16 protein-coding genes are annotated in these 17,378 nt (G+C 61.7%); 8 read left to right on the top strand and 8 right to left on the bottom strand.

Annotation, left to right across the window (positions count from 1 at the left end; all coding sequences use genetic code 11):
• Window positions 1-97: 97 nt before the first annotated feature.
• From PSH86_RS01775 to PSH86_RS01755, 5 genes are all read right to left on the bottom strand, one after another.
• Window positions 98-1,384, bottom strand: coding sequence for an OprD family porin (locus PSH86_RS01775; RefSeq protein WP_109751952.1), 1,287 nt, complete (start codon window positions 1,382-1,384; stop codon window positions 98-100).
• Window positions 1,385-1,632: 248 nt separating this feature from the next.
• A complete protein-coding gene (locus tag PSH86_RS01770) occupies window positions 1,633-2,304 on the bottom strand; it encodes a DsbA family protein (protein ID WP_109751951.1) in 672 nt (223 codons plus the stop codon).
• A gap of 217 nt (window positions 2,305-2,521) precedes the next feature.
• Entirely contained in the window at window positions 2,522-2,722 is a 201-nt protein-coding gene (locus PSH86_RS01765; protein ID WP_109751950.1) for a hypothetical protein, read from the bottom strand.
• Window positions 2,723-2,966: 244 nt separating this feature from the next.
• Window positions 2,967-4,073, bottom strand: coding sequence for an agmatine deiminase (aguA, locus tag PSH86_RS01760; protein ID WP_109751949.1), 1,107 nt, complete (start codon window positions 4,071-4,073; stop codon window positions 2,967-2,969).
• Between the two features lie 260 nt (window positions 4,074-4,333).
• On the bottom strand, window positions 4,334-7,246 hold the full coding sequence (locus PSH86_RS01755) for an aminotransferase (protein WP_305487371.1): 2,913 nt from the start codon (window positions 7,244-7,246) through the stop codon (window positions 4,334-4,336).
• A 209-nt stretch (window positions 7,247-7,455) separates the two neighbouring features.
• Here PSH86_RS01755 and rfbB point away from each other — a divergent pair, with 209 nt between their 5' ends.
• From rfbB to PSH86_RS01720, 7 genes are all read left to right on the top strand, one after another.
• Window positions 7,456-8,538, top strand: a complete 1,083-nt coding sequence (rfbB, locus tag PSH86_RS01750) for a dTDP-glucose 4,6-dehydratase (protein ID WP_109751947.1) — start codon at window positions 7,456-7,458, stop codon at window positions 8,536-8,538.
• Window positions 8,535-9,410 (top strand): glucose-1-phosphate thymidylyltransferase RfbA, encoded by an 876-nt coding sequence (gene rfbA, locus PSH86_RS01745; protein WP_109751946.1) that lies wholly within the window; start codon window positions 8,535-8,537, stop codon window positions 9,408-9,410. Before rfbB ends, rfbA begins: the two co-directional genes overlap by 4 nt.
• Window positions 9,407-9,952 (top strand): dTDP-4-dehydrorhamnose 3,5-epimerase, encoded by a 546-nt coding sequence (gene rfbC / locus PSH86_RS01740; protein ID WP_109751945.1) that lies wholly within the window; start codon window positions 9,407-9,409, stop codon window positions 9,950-9,952. The genes rfbA and rfbC overlap by 4 nt, the downstream gene beginning before the upstream one ends.
• Window positions 9,949-10,830 (top strand): dTDP-4-dehydrorhamnose reductase, encoded by an 882-nt coding sequence (rfbD, locus tag PSH86_RS01735; RefSeq protein WP_305487365.1) that lies wholly within the window; start codon window positions 9,949-9,951, stop codon window positions 10,828-10,830. Before rfbC ends, rfbD begins: the two co-directional genes overlap by 4 nt.
• Before the next feature lie 71 nt (window positions 10,831-10,901).
• On the top strand, window positions 10,902-12,710 hold the full coding sequence (locus PSH86_RS01730) for an ATP-binding protein (RefSeq protein ID WP_109751943.1): 1,809 nt from the start codon (window positions 10,902-10,904) through the stop codon (window positions 12,708-12,710).
• Window positions 12,707-14,098 (top strand): sigma-54 dependent transcriptional regulator, encoded by a 1,392-nt coding sequence (locus tag PSH86_RS01725; protein WP_116833951.1) that lies wholly within the window; start codon window positions 12,707-12,709, stop codon window positions 14,096-14,098. Before PSH86_RS01730 ends, PSH86_RS01725 begins: the two co-directional genes overlap by 4 nt.
• 37 nt (window positions 14,099-14,135) lie before the next feature.
• Window positions 14,136-14,591, top strand: coding sequence for a YiiD C-terminal domain-containing protein (locus PSH86_RS01720; RefSeq protein WP_176688793.1), 456 nt, complete (start codon window positions 14,136-14,138; stop codon window positions 14,589-14,591).
• Window positions 14,592-14,681: 90 nt separating this feature from the next.
• Here PSH86_RS01720 and cysQ read toward each other — a convergent pair whose 3' ends face one another.
• Window positions 14,682-15,509 (bottom strand): 3'(2'),5'-bisphosphate nucleotidase CysQ, encoded by an 828-nt coding sequence (cysQ, locus tag PSH86_RS01715; RefSeq protein WP_116833950.1) that lies wholly within the window; start codon window positions 15,507-15,509, stop codon window positions 14,682-14,684.
• Window positions 15,506-16,072, bottom strand: a complete 567-nt coding sequence (gene nudE, locus PSH86_RS01710; RefSeq protein WP_116833949.1) for an ADP compounds hydrolase NudE — start codon at window positions 16,070-16,072, stop codon at window positions 15,506-15,508. The genes cysQ and nudE overlap by 4 nt, the downstream gene beginning before the upstream one ends.
• An 88-nt stretch (window positions 16,073-16,160) precedes the next feature.
• Here nudE and yrfG point away from each other — a divergent pair, with 88 nt between their 5' ends.
• Window positions 16,161-16,823 (top strand): GMP/IMP nucleotidase, encoded by a 663-nt coding sequence (gene yrfG / locus PSH86_RS01705; protein WP_232201396.1) that lies wholly within the window; start codon window positions 16,161-16,163, stop codon window positions 16,821-16,823.
• 107 nt (window positions 16,824-16,930) lie between these two features.
• Here the strand turns inward: yrfG and lysM are convergent, their stop codons facing one another.
• Window positions 16,931-17,371 (bottom strand): peptidoglycan-binding protein LysM, encoded by a 441-nt coding sequence (gene lysM, locus PSH86_RS01700; protein WP_163855738.1) that lies wholly within the window; start codon window positions 17,369-17,371, stop codon window positions 16,931-16,933.
• Window positions 17,372-17,378 lie beyond the last annotated feature (7 nt).

Genomic DNA, 17,378 nt, shown 5'->3' with positions numbered 1-17,378 from the left:
AACGCGCGTTTTTTGCGACTTTTCTGGCGTCAAAAGGTAAAAAACCCCCGAGTTGACGTCGGGGGTTTCTATCAGGCGCTTGTCACGCAATCAGGCATCAGAAGACATTGATCGGGTAATCCACGAACACTCGCAGCTCGTTGCCGCTGACGTTGTACTCGCTCGACTTCTGCGACACACGCAGCACGGAACTGCGCAACCTGACGCTCAAGTCCTTGGCCGGACCACCTTGGACCACGTACTTGAACTGGTTGAAGATCTCGCGCTCGGTGCCGCCTTCGCTGGTGGAGGTGGTGATGTTATCGCCACGCACGTAAGCGACGTTATAGGTCAGGCCCGGTACGCCGAAGGTGGTGAAATCCAGGCCATAGCCCAACTGCCAGCTGCGCTCGTCTTCAGCGTTGAAGTCGGACCAGTAGGAGTTGGCCAGGTAGATCGTGTTACCACCATCACCCACGCGATTCTGCCCGCGCTGATAACCGCCGTAGGCGTAACCCAGGTTGCTGTCGCCGGTGCTGCGCTGGTGGGCGAGGGTGAAGCTGTGCGGGCCCGTGGCGAAGGTGGCAGCCAGGCTCCAGATCTTGTTGTCGTCGCCGGTGACGTTGTTTTCGCGAACGTAGCTGTTGTCCAGCTTGGTGCGATAACCGTTGAAGTCCAGGGTCAGGGACTGATCCTTGGCCAGCGGGAACACATAGTTGGCGTTCACGTATTGCTTCTTCAATACGTCCTCGACATCCGAGGCGTAGAGCGAAGCCTTGAACTGCTCGGTGAACTGATAGCTGCCGCCCAATACGTTGATCGACTTCAGGCCACCGCTGTCACGGCCTTCGGCGCTCTTGCGCGATTCGGCGGTAAAACGGCCGGCATTCAGTTCCAGGCCTTTGATCTCCTTGGAAGTGATCAGCGTGCCGGTGTAGCTTTCCGGCAGCAGGCGCGAATTGTCATAGCTCAGCACCGGCAGGGCCGGCATCTGGTCACCGTAGGCCAGCACGGTATTGGAGACGCGGAACTTGACCGCTGCACCGAACTTGGAGAGGTCATCGGCTGCGTTGCCGCTGTCGCCTTGCTTGAAGAAGTCGATGCCTTGGGCACCGCTACGCCCCTTGCCGCCGTCCAGACGCAACGCGTACAGGCCGAAGGCATCTACACCCACGCCCACCGTGCCCTGGGTGAAACCGGACGAGAAGGTACCGATGGCCGCCTGGCCCCACTCGGCCTTGTCCTCGTTGCCATCTTTGTAGTCGCGATTGATATAAGCGTTGCGCAACAGCACTTTCAAGCTGCTGTCTTCAACGAACCCCTTGGACTCAGCCTGGTCATTGGCCATGGCGTGTGTCGTGCTCAAGATCCCCAGTGCGATCAAACTAATGCGCTTGTTCAACATGATTATTTTCCTTGTACGGGTTGATACGCACTGCGGCGGGCAGCCGAAATGGCGCTTTTTGCGCTCTTTTTCGGACTCTTGCTCCTGAAATAATGAAAAGGCCCGCCCACGAGTGATCGTGTCGGGCCTTTTTATTATTTAAGAGTCATGGCTGTTAGCCACAGGCGTGAGCGAATCCTAGTCGCGCGCTCAACGGTGTGTCAATTTCGTGAATCGTCTGTAATTAGGCGAAAAACGTCTAAGAACGATCAGAACGAACAGCCGTCCAGACCGCACGCCGCGGACGGTGTGGAGGGCTGCGCCGGTAGGGTTTGCGCCAGCCACTGGGCGAATGCCTCGGGCTTGCCGAGCCAGGGGCCGATGTCGATCAGCGTGAACTGACCGTCCTGCTCCAAGGCCAAGGTTGGGAAACCCTGGCCACCGACCTGGGCCAGCAAGGTGCGACTGGCCTTGATGTGCCCTTGCACATCAACCGTGCTGAACGCGGCCAGGAACGCCTGGGCCGGCAGGCCAACGGATTGAGCGAGCTCCAGCAGAACGGCTTCGTCAGCGATGCGCCGACCTTCGACGTAGTGTGCGGTTTGCAGGCGCCCGAGCAATTCCAGGCCATGGCCGCCGAGTTGTTCGGCGGCGAGGATGGCGGCGGTCGGTGGCGTCGAATCGAACACGGCACTGTGGTCTCGCAGCAAACCTTCGAAATAGGCCTCGCCAAATGGCTGCCCGGAATATTCGGCGATGCGCCGGTCGTGGGGCATCACGTAATTGCGCAGCTGCGGCGAGACCTGTTGGCGATTGGCACCGGTCATCATGCCGCCACCATGGACGATCACCGGCAGCACCGCCCGGGCGGCCTGCACCAGCGGTTTGGCGCCGTAGCACCAGCCACACAGCGGGTCGTAGATGTAATGAAGGGTGGTCATGGGAACTCCGCTAGCCATGTAGATTGGTTGGCGGCAGGTTAATCCCGTGGGCGTTGCAGAAAAACGCCGGAATGGCTTTCAGTGTGTTTCGTGGATCGGTCGAATCCCCCGCCTGAATGAACTCTGATCCTGTGGGATTTTGTGTGAGCTCGAAAACCAGCGGACACAAAAAAAGCGCTGCCATCCCGGCCAGCGCTTTTTATCAATCCGTCGAATTCTATCCTTGCATCACATCCCACAACGCTTCCAGCTCCGCCTCGCTGAACAGGCCAGCGGGGTAGCGTTCAACGATCACCCGGCGCGGATCAGGTTCTCTGATCTGACGCGTTCCGTTGGACTTCAACCACTGCGCCAAGGCTTGAAGCGACTCACCATTAACGGCCAAGGGATGGCATGTGCGCTCGCTTATCATATTCATTCCAGCGCCCTCTCCTGGTTGATGAGCGGCCAATTTATCCAAGGTTTATGACAAAACAACGCAGTCCCGCTCCCCGAAACTGCCAAGATGCTGATACAAGAGCTATGCCAATGTATCCCCGACAACCATAAAACAGACACAAAAAAAACCGCGACCCAATCGGGCCGCGGGCTTGCCAGGATGGATCCAAAAACGCCGACCTAGAGCGGGCGCCATTGATATCACCAAGCTGTTACATCGCCACTCATTTTGTGCGCGGCGCGGGTTGCTGTTGGGTAAGGCAATGGATATTGCCGCCCCCCAGTAACAGTTCACGCCCAGGCACCATGACCACTTCGTGCTCCGGGAACAGGCTCTGCAGGATGTCTTTGGCCGGGCCATCGAGCGGGTCGTCAAAACTTGGCGCAATGATGCCGCCGTTGACGATCAGGAAGTTCACGTAGGAGCCGGCCAGCCGCACAGTTGGGTTGCGCTCCTGGGAACCTTCCACTGCGTCCACGCCTGCACATTCCTCTTCGGTGGCATACAACGGCCCCGGAATCGGCATTTTGTGCACTGTGAACGGGCGTCCCTTGGCGTCAGTGCTGTTTTGCAGCACGTTTATCGCCGCGTGGCAGCGAGTGTAGTTCGGGTCTTGCGGGTCGTCGGTCCAGGCAAGCAGCACTTCACCAGGCCGCACGTAACAGCAAAAGTTATCCACATGGCCGTCGGTTTCGTCGTTGAACAGACCATCCGGCAGCCAGATGACCTTGTCCACCGCCAACTGCGCACTGAGCACCGCCTCGATCGCTTCACGGCTCAAGTGCGGGTTGCGATTGCGGTTGAGCAGGCATTCCTCGGTGGTGATCAGGGTACCTTCGCCATCCACGTGGATCGATCCGCCCTCGAGCACAAAACCTTCGGTGCGGTAGCGCGGGCTGCGTTCGATCTCGAGAATCTTGCCAGCCACTTGCGAATCACGGTTCCATGGCGCGTACAGGCCACCGTCGAAACCGCCCCAGGCATTGAAGTCCCAGTCGACGCCACGCACCTCGCCGCTGTCATTGATCACGAACGTAGGGCCCGTGTCACGGACCCAGGCGTCGTCGCTGGACATTTCCACCAGGCGGATATTCGGCACGTCGAGACGCGCCCGGGCATTTTCGTATTGGGCCGCGGACACCGCGACGGTCACCGGTTCAAAACGGGCGATGGCCTTGGCGACCGCCACGTGGGCAGCCTGCGCGGGCTTGCCACCCAGACGCCAGTTGTCCGGGCGCTCGGGCCAGACCATCCAGACCTGGGTCTGAGCCGCCCATTCGGCAGGCATGTGAAAACCATCCGCGCGGGGAGTGCTGTGCAACGTTGTCATGGGTCATCTCCTGGGCGATGGGCAATGTCGACTTTATAGACGATAAATATCGACTAATAAAGTCTAAAAATATAATAACCACCAGATATAAGCTAAAAATATCGACAAAAATCGATTTTAAAACGCTAAACCCCTGTGCGAGCGAGCTTGCTCGCGATAGCGGGGAGCCAGCCACATTAATGTTGGCCTGGACACCGTCATCGCGAGCAAGCTCGCTCCCACAGGGGAACACAGCTTCGCAGCTTGGCGTTCCAGATCGATTACAGCCCCTCGTTCAATACCTTCGCCAGCATATCGACGAAGAAATCCACACTCTGGCGCGTGGTGACCATCGGTGGCTTGATCTTGAGGATGTTCAGGTAATCGCCGGTCGGTTGCATGAAGATCCCCAGCTCTCGCAGGCGGTTGCACAACGCCGTGGTTTCTTCAGTGGCCGGCTCCAATGTGGCGCGATCGCGGATCAGTTCCACGCCCAGGTAGAACCCGGAGCCATGCACCGCGCCAACCAACGGATAGCGGTCGATCAAGGCCTCCAGCCGAGCCTTGAAATGCCCGCCAACCACGCGGGCGTTTTCCCAGAGGTTTTCCTCTTCCATGACATCCAGCACCGCCATGCCGATCTGGCAGCTGACCGGGCTGCCACCGGCCGACGAAAAGAAATACCCCTCGGCCTCCAGCGCCTCGGCGATTTCCCGGCGGGTGATGACCGCGCCCAGCGGCTGGCCGTTGCCCATGCCCTTGGCCATGGTGATGATGTCCGGGACCACGCCTTGCTCTTCGAAGCCCCAGAAAAACTCACCCATGCGCCCATAACCGACCTGTACCTCGTCGGCGATGCAGACCCCACCGCGCTCGCGCACCATCGCGTAGACCTGCTTCAGGTAACCGGCCGGCAGTGCGATCCCGCCGGCATTGCCGTACACCGGTTCGCAGATGAAACCGGCGAGCTGGCGCTTGCTCTCGGCGATTTTCGCCAGGTTGTGTTCGACGCTGCGCACGTAGTCCGGCGCACTGTCGGGGCCACGGAATTGGCCGCGATAGGTGTTCGGTGCGGTCACCGGGTGCACCCAGTCCGGGCGGCTGCTCAGGGCCAGGGGGTTGTCGGCGATGGAGGTCGAGACCGCATCGGCCGCCACCGACCAGCCGTGGTAGGCCTCCAACACGCTGAGCATGTCCCGTCCGCCGCTGTAGGCCCAGGCCAGGCGGATCGCCAGGTCGTTGGCCTCGGTGCCGCTGTTGACCAGGAACACCCGGTCCATGTTGGACGGTGACAACGCCAGCAGGCGCTCGGAAAAATCGGCGATCGCCGCATAGTGGAAACGCGAGTTGGTATTGAGCAGCGACCACTGCCGGGCAGCCACTGCCGCCATGCGTGGATGGCCGTGGCCCAGCACGGCGACGTTGTTGAGCATGTCCAGGTACGAGCGGCCCTGCATGTCGATCAGGTGGTTGCGCCAGCCACGCTCGATACGCGGCGGGTCGACGTAGTAGTGCTTCTGCGAACGGGCAAAGCTCGCATCGCGACGGGCCAGCAGCGCCTCGGGGTCGATCTCCGGCTCAGCATCGCAAGCCAGCCCCAGCAGCACCGCCGGCGAAGGGCAAAGCGCTTGCCAGGCCAGGGCACGGGAGGGCGTGCAGAACAGCGGCGGATTCACCTGCCCCCCTCTGCACAACTGGACCCGCAACGGCCCCGTCACTTCGCCCAGCACCTGCCCCTTGACCAGCGCCGCGCCGGAATGCAGCGGCGACGTCACACCCCATAGCCGCACGCTCAGCTGGGCACTGTCCAGTTGCAACAAGCCCTCGGCGCTCTTGTGCACGACCCCGGCGAACGGCGATTCGAGCGGTGTACCCCGAGGCACACTCAACTCTACGTGCAGTGGATAAGTATCGGGTTCGACGGCGCTGTCCGGTCGGGTGCGGGATAACCGGTACTGTCCGTAGCGGCTGGCGGCCAGACCGTGGACGCCAGCGGCTTCGCTCAACAGACGCTGGTCGATCCCCGGTTGTTCCCAATTGCCGGCCTCGAAATGCGGGCTCAGCACACCCAGGTCTATCAAGGCGAACTCACGCCCTACCAGGGTCGGCAACAGCGGCGCAAAGCCTTCGCTGGCAATGGCCGGGAGGCTGTGGCCGACGGCGGTGAGAATCGCCGCTTCCATCAGTTCGAGGGGCACCGAGTGGGCGACCTGGAAAATCTCCCACTCATGGGCCAGATTGTCGCGGCTGTATTGGTTGTTTGGGTCGATGGAAACCTGCTGTTCACCACTGAGCACCAGCACCGCGGCGCGCGCCACGATCAGCGGCCACAGCGCCAACAGCTCCTGGTGTTGCAGGGGGTTGGCCGCGTGGTAGGCCTTGATCGCCGGCAAGATGAACAACGGATCGCCGTCGGCGTGATGCAGCAGGGCCGCGCACGTCACCGACAAGTCAGTGATGCGCCAGGTACGGACCAGGTCGCCAAAATCAATGACGCCCTGCAATTGCCACTGGCGCTGGGCATCGCGCTGCCAGACCACGTTGTCATCGGTGATGTCCATGTGGATCGCCTGCACCGGCAGGCTGGCCTTGAGCGGCTGCAAGCGTCGCTCGGCCTGTTGTGCAACCTCGGCGACCAGATGGCGCCGTTGTTCATCCTCAATGACAGGCAACAGGTACTCGACCAGAGCCGGGGCGTGGCGCGCGTCCCATTGCAGGGTGCGCTCCAGGCCAGGGTGGTCGAATGTCGCCAGGGCCAGGTCCATTTCCGCGCACAGGCGGCCCAGGCCGGTCACCAGTTCGGGCGTCAAGTGCTTGAGCTGCGTGAGGGACTGGCCATCGATGTACTCCAGCAGTCGCATGTGAACCGCTTGGCCGTCGACGTCCAAGGTCAGCAGGTCCTGCCCGTTGCTGGCGGTAATCACTCGCGGCACTTTCACCGCGGCGTGTCCGGCCAACTGCTTGAGGGCGGCGTGCTGGGCCTGGATTTCCGGGACAGCGTAGTCGCCGTGGCAAATTTTCAACACAAAGCGCCCGCGGTCGCTGTCGACGCGGTAGTTGAGGTCCTGGTTGCTGCCAAGGGGTCGCAGGTCGCCGCTGAGTCCGTAATTCGAGCGCAACAGCACCAGCGCTTGCTCGGCGCTGATCTGTGGGCTTGGCAAACTGGCACGGTGAACCAACGTAGCGAATGGCATACAAGGACCCCTGAAGTGGTTTTGTTCGGATGCCTATCTCGCCACTGAGTCGGGGGATAAGCAACCCCTCCTGTTCAAAAATATGCACAGTCTTCCTGAAACGCCGTGTTGGGAGGGCGTGTCCATGGGATATTCGCTTGCACCGCTCCCGCCATGCCGACAAGCTATGCTCTTGTGCTTTGTCGTCCAACGGAAAAAGGCTTAACCGGATGCGCATTTTCATCACTGGCGGTGCTGGCTTCATCGGCTCGGCGCTCATACGGCACTTGATTCTCGATACCGAGCACCAGGTCCTGAACTTCGACAAGCTGACCTACGCTGGCAATCTCGAATCGCTGAGCAGCATCGATCACGACAGCCGTTACGAATTCGTCCAGGCCGACATTGTCGATCAAGCGACTGTCAGTGCGGTGCTCGCGCGATTCAAGCCTGACGCCATCATGCACCTGGCGGCCGAGTCCCATGTAGACCGCTCCATCGATGGCCCGGCGGACTTCATCCAGACCAATATCGTGGGCACCTACAGCCTGCTGGAAGCCACTCGCGCTTATTGGCAGGCCCTGGCCGAGCCGCAGAAGCGCGCGTTTCGCTTCCACCACATCTCCACCGACGAAGTGTATGGCGACTTGCACGGTGTGGATGACCTGTTTACCGAAACCACCGCCTATGCCCCCAGCTCACCGTATTCGGCGAGCAAGGCGGCGTCCGACCACCTGGTCCGCGCCTGGCAACGTACCTACGGCTTGCCCGTGCTGCTGACCAACTGTTCGAACAACTATGGTCCGTTTCACTTCCCCGAGAAGCTGATCCCACTGGTAATTCTCAACGCACTGGCCGGTAAGCCGTTGCCGGTCTACGGCAACGGCCAGCAAGTACGCGACTGGCTGTTCGTCGAAGACCATGCCCGCGCGCTGCTCAAGGTCGTCACCCAAGGCACGGTCGGCGAGACGTACAACATTGGCGGGCACAACGAGCAGAAAAACATCGACGTGGTACGCAGCATCTGCGCGCTGCTCGAAGAACTGGCGCCACGCAAACCCGAAGGCGTCGAGCACTACGCCGACCTGATCAGCTTCGTCCAGGATCGCCCCGGCCACGACCTGCGCTACGCCATCGACGCGAGCAAGATCGAACGGGAACTGGGCTGGACACCTCGGGAAACCTTCGAGACCGGTCTGCGCAAGACCGTGCAGTGGTACCTCGAAAACCTGCTGTGGTGCCAGCGTGTCCAGGACGGCAGCTATCAGGGCGAGCGCCTGGGCTCGCTCGACAACAAGGATGCAATTGCATGATGAAGGGTATTGTTCTGGCCGGCGGTTCCGGCACACGCTTGCACCCGATTACCCTCGGGGTTTCCAAACAGCTACTGCCGATTTATGACAAGCCGATGATCTATTACCCGATCTCGGTGTTGATGCTCGCGGGCATCAAGGACATCCTGATCATTTCCACCCCTCAGGATCTGCCGCAATACCGCAACCTGTTGGGTGACGGCCATCAGTTTGGCGTGCAATTCAGCTATGCCGAGCAGCCGTCGCCCGATGGCTTGGCCCAGGCATTCCTGATTGGCGAGCAGTTCATTGGCGGCGACTCGGTGTGCCTGATCCTGGGCGACAACATTTTCCACGGTCAGTATTTCGGCGAGCAATTGCAGACGGCCATCAACCGGCCAAGTGGCGCGACGGTGTTCGGCTACTGGGTCAAGGACCCTGAGCGTTTTGGCGTGATCGACTTCGACTCGCAAGGGCGGGCGATGTCCATCGAGGAAAAACCCACCGCGCCTAAATCCAGCTACGCGGTGACCGGCCTGTATTTCTACGACAACGACGTGATCGAGATCGCCAAGGCCATCAAGCCATCCAAACGCGGCGAACTGGAAATCACCGACGTCAACAATGCCTACCTGCAACGCGGCGACCTGCATGTCGAGCGCTTCGGCCGTGGCTTCGCCTGGCTGGATACCGGCACCCACGACAGCCTGCTGGAAGCCTCGCAGTACGTGCAAACCATCGAACATCGCCAAGGCCTGAAAGTGGCGTGCCTGGAAGAAATTGCCTACCAGCAAGGTTGGGTCAGCCGCGAGCACATCCTTGAGCGCGCCCAGTATTTTGGCAAGACCGGCTACGGCCAGTACCTGTTCAAGATCGCAGGAGAAACACGTTGAACGTCATCGCTACCCGTTTGCCGGATGTCCTGATCATCGAGCCGAAAGTCTTCGGTGACGATCGGGGTTTTTTCTACGAAAGCTTCAACGCCCGGGCGTTTGCCGAGGCGACTGGCTCTACCCTGCAATTCGTCCAGGACAACCATTCACGCTCCACCCGGGGCGTGCTGCGGGGCCTGCACTACCAGATCGAACAGGCCCAGGGAAAACTCGTGCGCGTCACTGCCGGGGAGGTGTTGGATATCGCGGTGGACATTCGCCGCAGCTCGCCGACCTTCGGTCAGTGGGTCAGCGTACGCCTGTCGGCGCAGAACCATCGGCAGATGTGGGTCCCACCAGGGTTCGCCCACGGCTTCGTCGTGCTGAGCGAGTCGGCGGACTTCCTCTACAAGACCACTGATTACTACGCGCCCTCCGCCGAACGTTGCATTCGCTGGGACGACCCGCAACTGGCCATCGACTGGGAGCTCGAAGGTGCACCGGTCCTCTCGGCCAAGGACCAGAACGGCAAGACCTTGCACGAGGCAGACCTGTTTCCATGAGTGCTTCCTTGCGCATCTTGATCATCGGCCAGCATGGCCAGGTTTCCCGGGCACTGCAATCGCGCCTGTCCGGCATGGGCGAGTTGCTCGTACACGGCAGCGACCAGTTCGATCTGGCGCAACCGGATTCCCTGCGTACGCCCATCGAGGCCCTGCGGCCCGGCCTGATCATCAACGCCGCCGCCCACACGGCCGTCGATCAGGCCGAGAGCGAACCGGAACGGGCGTTCGCCATCAATGCCATGTCCCCGGGTATCCTGGCCCAGGCGGCGGTCGGGCTGGGCATCCCGTTGATTCATTACTCCACCGACTACGTCTTCGATGGTCTCAAGCCCGCCCCCTACACCGAGGACGACACGCCCAATCCGCTGAGTGTCTACGGACGCAGCAAACTGGCCGGCGAAAATGCCATCCGCCAGGCCGGCGGCCTGCACCTGATTCTGCGCACCAGTTGGGTGTACTCCACCGAAGGCCGCAATTTCCTGTTGACCATGCAGCGCCTGTTGCAGGAAAAACCGCAGTTGCGGGTGGTGGCCGATCAGATTGGCGCACCGACCTGGGCGGGCACCATCGCCGACAGCACCGCCCAACTGATCGAGCGCTGGCAAGCCGGCCGACCCGGCGCGTGGGGCACCTATCACCTGACAGCCCAGGGCGAGACGTCCTGGTTCGGTTTCGCCCAGGCCATCGGCGAAAACCTGCTCGAACGACACAAACCGTGCGCACTGCTTGAGCCCATTGCGTCGAGCGCCTATCCGACTCCAGCCCCTCGGCCGCTGAACTCGCGCCTGGATTGCACGCGACTGTTCAGGGAATGGGGAGTGAGCCAGCCGGACTGGCGAAGCGCGTTGCAACGGTGCCTTGCCGGACAAGCCTAGTGCTGCCTTACAAATAGTATTTGCGAGGCAACTAGGCATAATACGCCTGTCACCACAGGCGCCCGATGCTCATGAATTCCACCCTTCCCCGCAGACCCCGTTGGCGCAGCCTGGCCTTGCTCGCGATGTGCCTGGCGCCGCTGCTGTGGCCATTGGAGCACTTGGCCGAACGTTATTACCGCAGCGAACTGGCCGGGCAGAACCGCCAGACCCTGGACCTCTATGTCGCCAACCTGTTGGGCACCCTGCACCGTTATGAGATGCTGCCACAGATTCTCGGCGACCTGCCGGCCTTGCGCGCCGCCTTGTCGGCACCGGACGATGGCGTGACCCAAGGCAATGCCAACCAGCTGCTGAAAAACATCAGCGTCCAGACCGGTGCCGAAGTCATGTACCTGATGGACCCTTCCGGCAAGACCCTGGCCGCATCGAACTGGGACAAACACGACAGTTTCGTCGGACGCAATTTCTCCTTCCGGCCATACTTCATCGAAGCCATGGCCGGGCGCCTGGGCCGTTTCTTCGGTTTGGGCACCACCTCGGGCAAACGCGGTTACTTCTTTGCCGCTGCCGTGCGCGAGCGCGAAAAAGTCATCGGTGTGCTAGTGGTCAAGGTCGACCTGGATCACACCGAAAGCCTATGGGGCAAGACCCCCGAACAATTGCTGGTGACCGATCACAACGGCGTGGTCATCCTCACGTCGCGACAGGAATGGCGATTTCGCGCGACCCGGCCCCTCAATGACGACGAGCGCAAGGCCATCAGCGCGGTACAACCTTATCCGACCCGCGATCCTAAGCCGCTGAACCTGGACGCCAATGCCTGGCTGCCCCAGACCCAATCCATCGAGGAAACCGGCTGGAGCGTAAGCATTCTCGCCCCGCGCACGCTGATCGATCGGCCGGTGCGCACCGTGGTCGCTATCGGAGGCGCGGCATTGCTGGTCTTGATGTTGTTGCTCGGGTTGATGATGCAGCGCAGGCGCCATTATCTGGATCGAATCGCCTTCGAAGCCAAGGCCCGCCACGAGCTGGAGGGCCGGGTGGCCGAGCGTACCAGTGACCTGGAAGGGCTGAACCGGCGATTGAAGCAGGAAGTACTGGAGCGCGAGCAGGCCCAGCAGGAATTGGTCCGTGCCCAGGATGACCTGGTGCAAGCCGGCAAGCTGTCGGCCCTGGGCACCATGTCGGCAAGCATCAGCCACGAACTCAATCAACCGCTGGCAGCGATTCGCAGCTACGCGGAAAACGCCGAGATTCTGCTCGACCACCAACGCACCGAAGACGCCCGGGGCAACCTCAAGCTGATCAGCGAACTGACCGGGCGCATGGCCTCGATCATCGCCCATCTGCGCGCCTTTGCCCGCCGCGACCGCCATGCCCCGGAAAGCGTCGCCCTGCAACCGGCGCTGGACGATGCCCTGGCACTGCTCGCCAAACGCCGGCGCAGCATGGAAGTGGAACTGATCCGTGACCTGCCGGCCGCCACGCTGTGGGTCGAAGCCGGCGAAACCCGCCTGCGCCAGGTACTCGGCAATCTGCTGGCCAACGCCCTCGATGCGCTTACCGAAAAAGGCCCGCCACGCAAACTCTGGCTCAGCGCCCAAGCCACCGAAACCGGCGTCAACCTGTACATCCGCGATAACGGCCCAGGGTTTTGCATGGAAGCCCTGGGGCGCGCCGGCGAACCCTTCTATACCACCAAGACCCGCACCCAGGGCCTTGGCCTGGGGTTGGCGATCTGCGACACCCTGATGCGCGCCTTTGGCGGCGAACTGTCGTTCGCCAACCACAAGGAAGGCGGCGCCCTGATTACCCTGAAGCTGCGCGCCGGCGCCCCCGGGGTGAGCCTGCAACCGTCCGAGGACCGAAGTGTATGACCATCGATAACCGGATTGAGGTAGTGCTGATCGACGACGATCCCCATTTGCGTCAGGCCTTGAGCCAGACCCTCGACCTGGCCGGCCTGAAAATCCTGCCCCTGGCCGAAGCCAAGGGCGTGGCCGGGCAACTGCCCCGTGACTGGCCGGGTGTGGTAGTCAGTGATATTCGCATGCCGGGCATGGACGGCCTCGAACTACTGCACGAACTCCATGCCCAGGATCCTGAGCTGCCGGTGCTGCTGATCACCGGCCACGGTGACGTGCCACTGGCAGTACAGGCGATGCGCGCCGGGGCCTATGACTTTTTGGAAAAACCGTTCGCCAGCGATCATCTGCTCGACAGCGTTCGCCGGGCCCTGGCCCTGCGCCGATTGGTGCTGGACAACCGCAGCCTGCGCCTGGCCCTGAGCGATCGCCATGAACTCAGCGCTCGCCTGGTCGGCCAGTCGACACCGATGCTGCGCCTGCGCGAGCAGATCGGCGCACTGGCCGCCACCCGCGCCGACGTGCTGATCCTCGGTGAAACCGGCGCCGGCAAAGAAGTGGTCGCCCGGGCCCTGCATGACCTCTCAAGCCGACGCAACGGCCCCTTCGTCGCGATCAACGCCGGAGCCCTGGCCGAGTCGGTGGTGGAAAGCGAGCTGTTCGGCCACGAACCCGGCGCCTTTACCGGCGCGCAGAAACGCCGTATCGGCAAGTTCGAGTTCGCCAACGGTGGCACGCTGTTTCTCGATGAAATCGAAAGCATGAGCCTGGATGTCCAGGTCAAGTTGCTGCGTCTGCTGCAAGAACGCATGGTGGAGCGACTGGGGGGTAATCAACAGATCCCGCTGGATATCCGCGTCATCGCCGCGACCAAGGAAGACCTGCGCCAGGCCGCCGATCAGGGGCGTTTTCGCGCCGACCTGTATTACCGCCTGAACGTCGCGCCGCTACGCATACCGCCGTTGCGCGAACGAGGGGAGGATGCGCTGATGCTGTTCCAGCACTTCGCCGACGAAGCCAGTGCTCGCCATGGCCTGCCGCCCCACGAATTGCTGCCGGCGCAACGGGCACTGCTGTTGCGCCACAGCTGGCCGGGCAATGTGCGCGAACTGCAAAACGCCGCCGAGCGCTTTGCCCTGGGCCTGGAACTGGCCTTGGACAACAGCGCGCCGGACGGCAGCCCCGGCGCACCGGTGGAGGTGGTCAGCGGCGGCCTGAGCGAGCAGGTGGAAAATTTCGAGAAAACCCTCATCGCCGCCGAACTGGCCCGCCCCCACAGCTCGGTGCGCAGCCTGGCCGAAGCTCTCGGCATCCCACGCAAGACCCTGCACGACAAGTTGCGCAAACACGGCCTGACCTTTGGCGACAGCAGCCACGGCTCGCCCGATGAATCCGATTGAATTTTCCTCGTCATCCTTTCAAGCAAGAGGCCCCGCAATGAACCGCGACAGCCGTTACCTGGAATCGATCCTGCACCACGACATCCCCTTGACCCGGGACATGGGCCTCAAGGTGCTTGATTGGCAGGCCCGGCAACTGCGCCTGTCCTTGCCGCTGGCGGCCAACGTCAACCACAAGAGCACCATGTTCGGTGGCAGCCTGTATTGCGGCGCGGTGCTGGGCGGCTGGGGTTGGTTGCACCTGGCCTTGCGTGAGGAAGGCATCGAAGACGGGCATATCGTGATCCAGGAAGGGCAGATCAGCTATCCACTGCCAGTGACTCGCGACGCGACCGTGGTCTGCGAAACGCCTGAGGAAAAGCTCTGGAAACGCTTCCTCGCCACCTACCGGCGTTACGGACGGGCGCGACTGGCCTTGCAGACGCAGGTGATGAACAGCGGCAGCAATGACGTGGCGGTGCAGTTTGAGGGGCAGTACGTGTTGCACCGCTGAAACAGGCGCATGACCCTGTGGCGAGGCACTTCTGTGTGGGAGCAAGCTTTACTCCCACAATCCTCTCTGCCACAGGGGATTGAGCCGGGCTCAGGAGCGAGCAAGCTCCAACAACTTCCCACGCCACGCCGCTTTCGCCGGCAACGCCAGGAACGACGCATTCAACAGCGACTCCCGCGGTGGGTAACAGAACGGCTCACCGCCCAAATCCAACACCTCGCCACCCGCTCCTTCCAATACCCCCTGGGCGGCGGCAGTGTCCCACTGGGACGTCGGCGCCAGCCGTGGATAGCAATCCGCCGCGCCTTCGGCCACCAGGCAGAACTTCAATGAGCTGCCGATGCTGGTCAGTTGCAATTCACCCAGGCTCCCACTCAAGCCATCCAACAGGCGCTCCTGCTCGGGGCTGGTGTGTCGCCGACTGGCGACCACAGTGAAAGCCTCGCCCGGCGCCAGGACATTACGCACCGCGATAGGCGAAGGCTCGCCGCCACGATCGCCACGCCAGGCACCCAGCCCTGCGCCGCCAACGTAAAAGCGCCCATTGGTGGGCATCGACACCACGCCGAACACCACGCGCCCCTGTTCCACCAACGCAATGTTGACGGTGAACTCCTCGCTGCCGGAAATGAATTCCTTGGTTCCATCCAGCGGGTCCACCAGCCACCAGCGTTGCCAGCTGGCACGCACGCTTTGGGCAATATCGGCGTCTTCTTCGGAGAGGATCGGAATATCCGGGGACAGCGCCAACAACCCGGCCACGATCACATCATGAGCGGCCATGTCTGCGGCGGTCACCGGCGACTCATCGGCCTTGTGGTTGACCTGCACGTTGGCGCGCCAGAACGGCAGGATCGCCTCACCGGCCTTGAGTGCCAGCTCGACCACAGGCGCCATCAACGGATGAGGGTAAGTCATGACAGGAACACTCCACGCTGGGCCAGCAGGTCACGGGCCAGGTACAAAGCCGCCAAGGCCCGGCCCTCCGTGAACTGCGGGTTCTGTGCCAGGGCCGACAGTTCATGCAGGTTGACCTTGTCCACACGCATCGGCTCGGGCTCATCGCCCTCCAGCCGCTCTTCATACAGGTCAGTTGCCAACACCACCTGGATTTTCTGGCTCATGTAACCAGGAGACAGCGACAACTCGGTCAGGTGTTCCAACTGTCGCGCACCGAAACCGGCCTCTTCCTTGAGTTCCCGCTCAGCCGCCGCCAACACGTCTTCACCCGGCTCGATCAAGCCCTTGGGCAGGGACAGTTCATAGGCGTCGGTCCCCCCGCAATACTCCTCCACCAACACCGCGTGGTCGGCGTCGAGCATCGCCACGATCATCACCGCGCCGTAACCCGCGCCCTTGCTCGCCAGACGTTCATAGGTGCGCTCCACACCGTTGGAAAAACGCAATTTCAGTTCTTCCACGCAAAACAGGCGGCTGGTGGCGACGATCCGGCGATCGAGTATGGTGGGTTTCTGGCGCATAAACGGCTCCCTGGGCGATAGCGGGCTACTATACCCGGCCTATTCTGATTGTTTGTGTCGGATATCCGATTACCGCTGGAGAAGTTGTATGGCTTTGCTGCCCTGGCATGAGATCGATACGGTTCTGCTGGACATGGACGGCACCCTGCTGGACCTGCATTACGACAACCATTTCTGGCTCGAACACCTGCCCCAGCGCTACGCCGAGTTGCATGGCGTGAGCCGGGCGATGGCCGAGATGGAGCTGCAGCCATTGTTCGAGCGCAATGCCGGCCAGTTGCAATGGTATTGCCTGGACTTCTGGAGCAGCGAACTGAAACTGCCGGTGCGCGAACTGAAGTTGGAAACCGCGCACCTGATTGCCTTGCGCCCGGACGCCGATACCTTCCTGGCGGCGATCCAGCGCGCCGGCAAGCGCGTGGTGATGATCACCAACGCCCACCGCGATTCGTTGTCCCTGAAGCTGGAGCGCATCGAACTGGCTCCCTACTTCGAGCGCTTGATCAGTTCCCACGACTACGGCTTCCCCAAGGAAAACCCGCAATTCTGGGACGCGCTGCAAGCCGACCTGAATTTCGACCCGGCCCACAGCCTGTTCATCGACGATACCCTGCCAGTATTGCGCAGCGCCCGGGACTTCGGCGTGGCGCACTTGCTGGCCGTCAGCGAGCCGGATAGCCGCAAGGGGCCGAAGGATACGGGGGAGTTCGAAGCGCTGGGGGATTACCGGGATTTGATCGCCGGCCTCTGACAGGACCAGTGTGGCGAGGGAGCTTGCTCCCGCTCGGCTGCGCAGCAGACGCATTGGGGTCGCTTCGCAACCCAGCGGGAGCAAGCTCCCTCGCCACAGGGGCCCGGTTATTCAGGGATACGCAACACCTGCCCCGGATAGATCTTGTCCGGGTGCGACAGCATCGGCTTGTTGGCCTCGAAGATCTTGTTGTACTTGTTCGCGTCGCCGTACTCGGCCTTGGAGATGGCACTGAGTGTGTCGCCCTTCTTCACGGTCACGAAACGCGCGGCTTTTGCCACCGGACCGGTCACCGTGATCTGGTCGTCAACACTGCCGACACCGGCGATGTTGCCCACCGCTAGCAGGATCTTTTCTTTCTCTTCCTGGCTCGCGACTTCACCGGTGACGATGACCTTGTCGCCCTCGATCGTCGCCTGAACGTTCGGATTGCCCAGGCCGACCTTTTCAATGTGCTGTTTCAGTTGTTCGCTGGCATTGGCATTGCCAGGGGTCAGCAGATCGATCAGCTTTTCACCTGCTTCTTTCACGAAGCTAAAGATACTCATGGCACAC

Origin of the sequence: Pseudomonas sp. FP2300 (assembly GCF_030687595.1) — a bacterium.
GTDB classification, from domain to species: Bacteria; Pseudomonadota; Gammaproteobacteria; order Pseudomonadales; family Pseudomonadaceae; genus Aquipseudomonas; species Aquipseudomonas bijieensis.
Note: the sequence above shows the minus strand (reverse complement) of the source record. Positions and strands in the feature narration are given on the sequence as shown.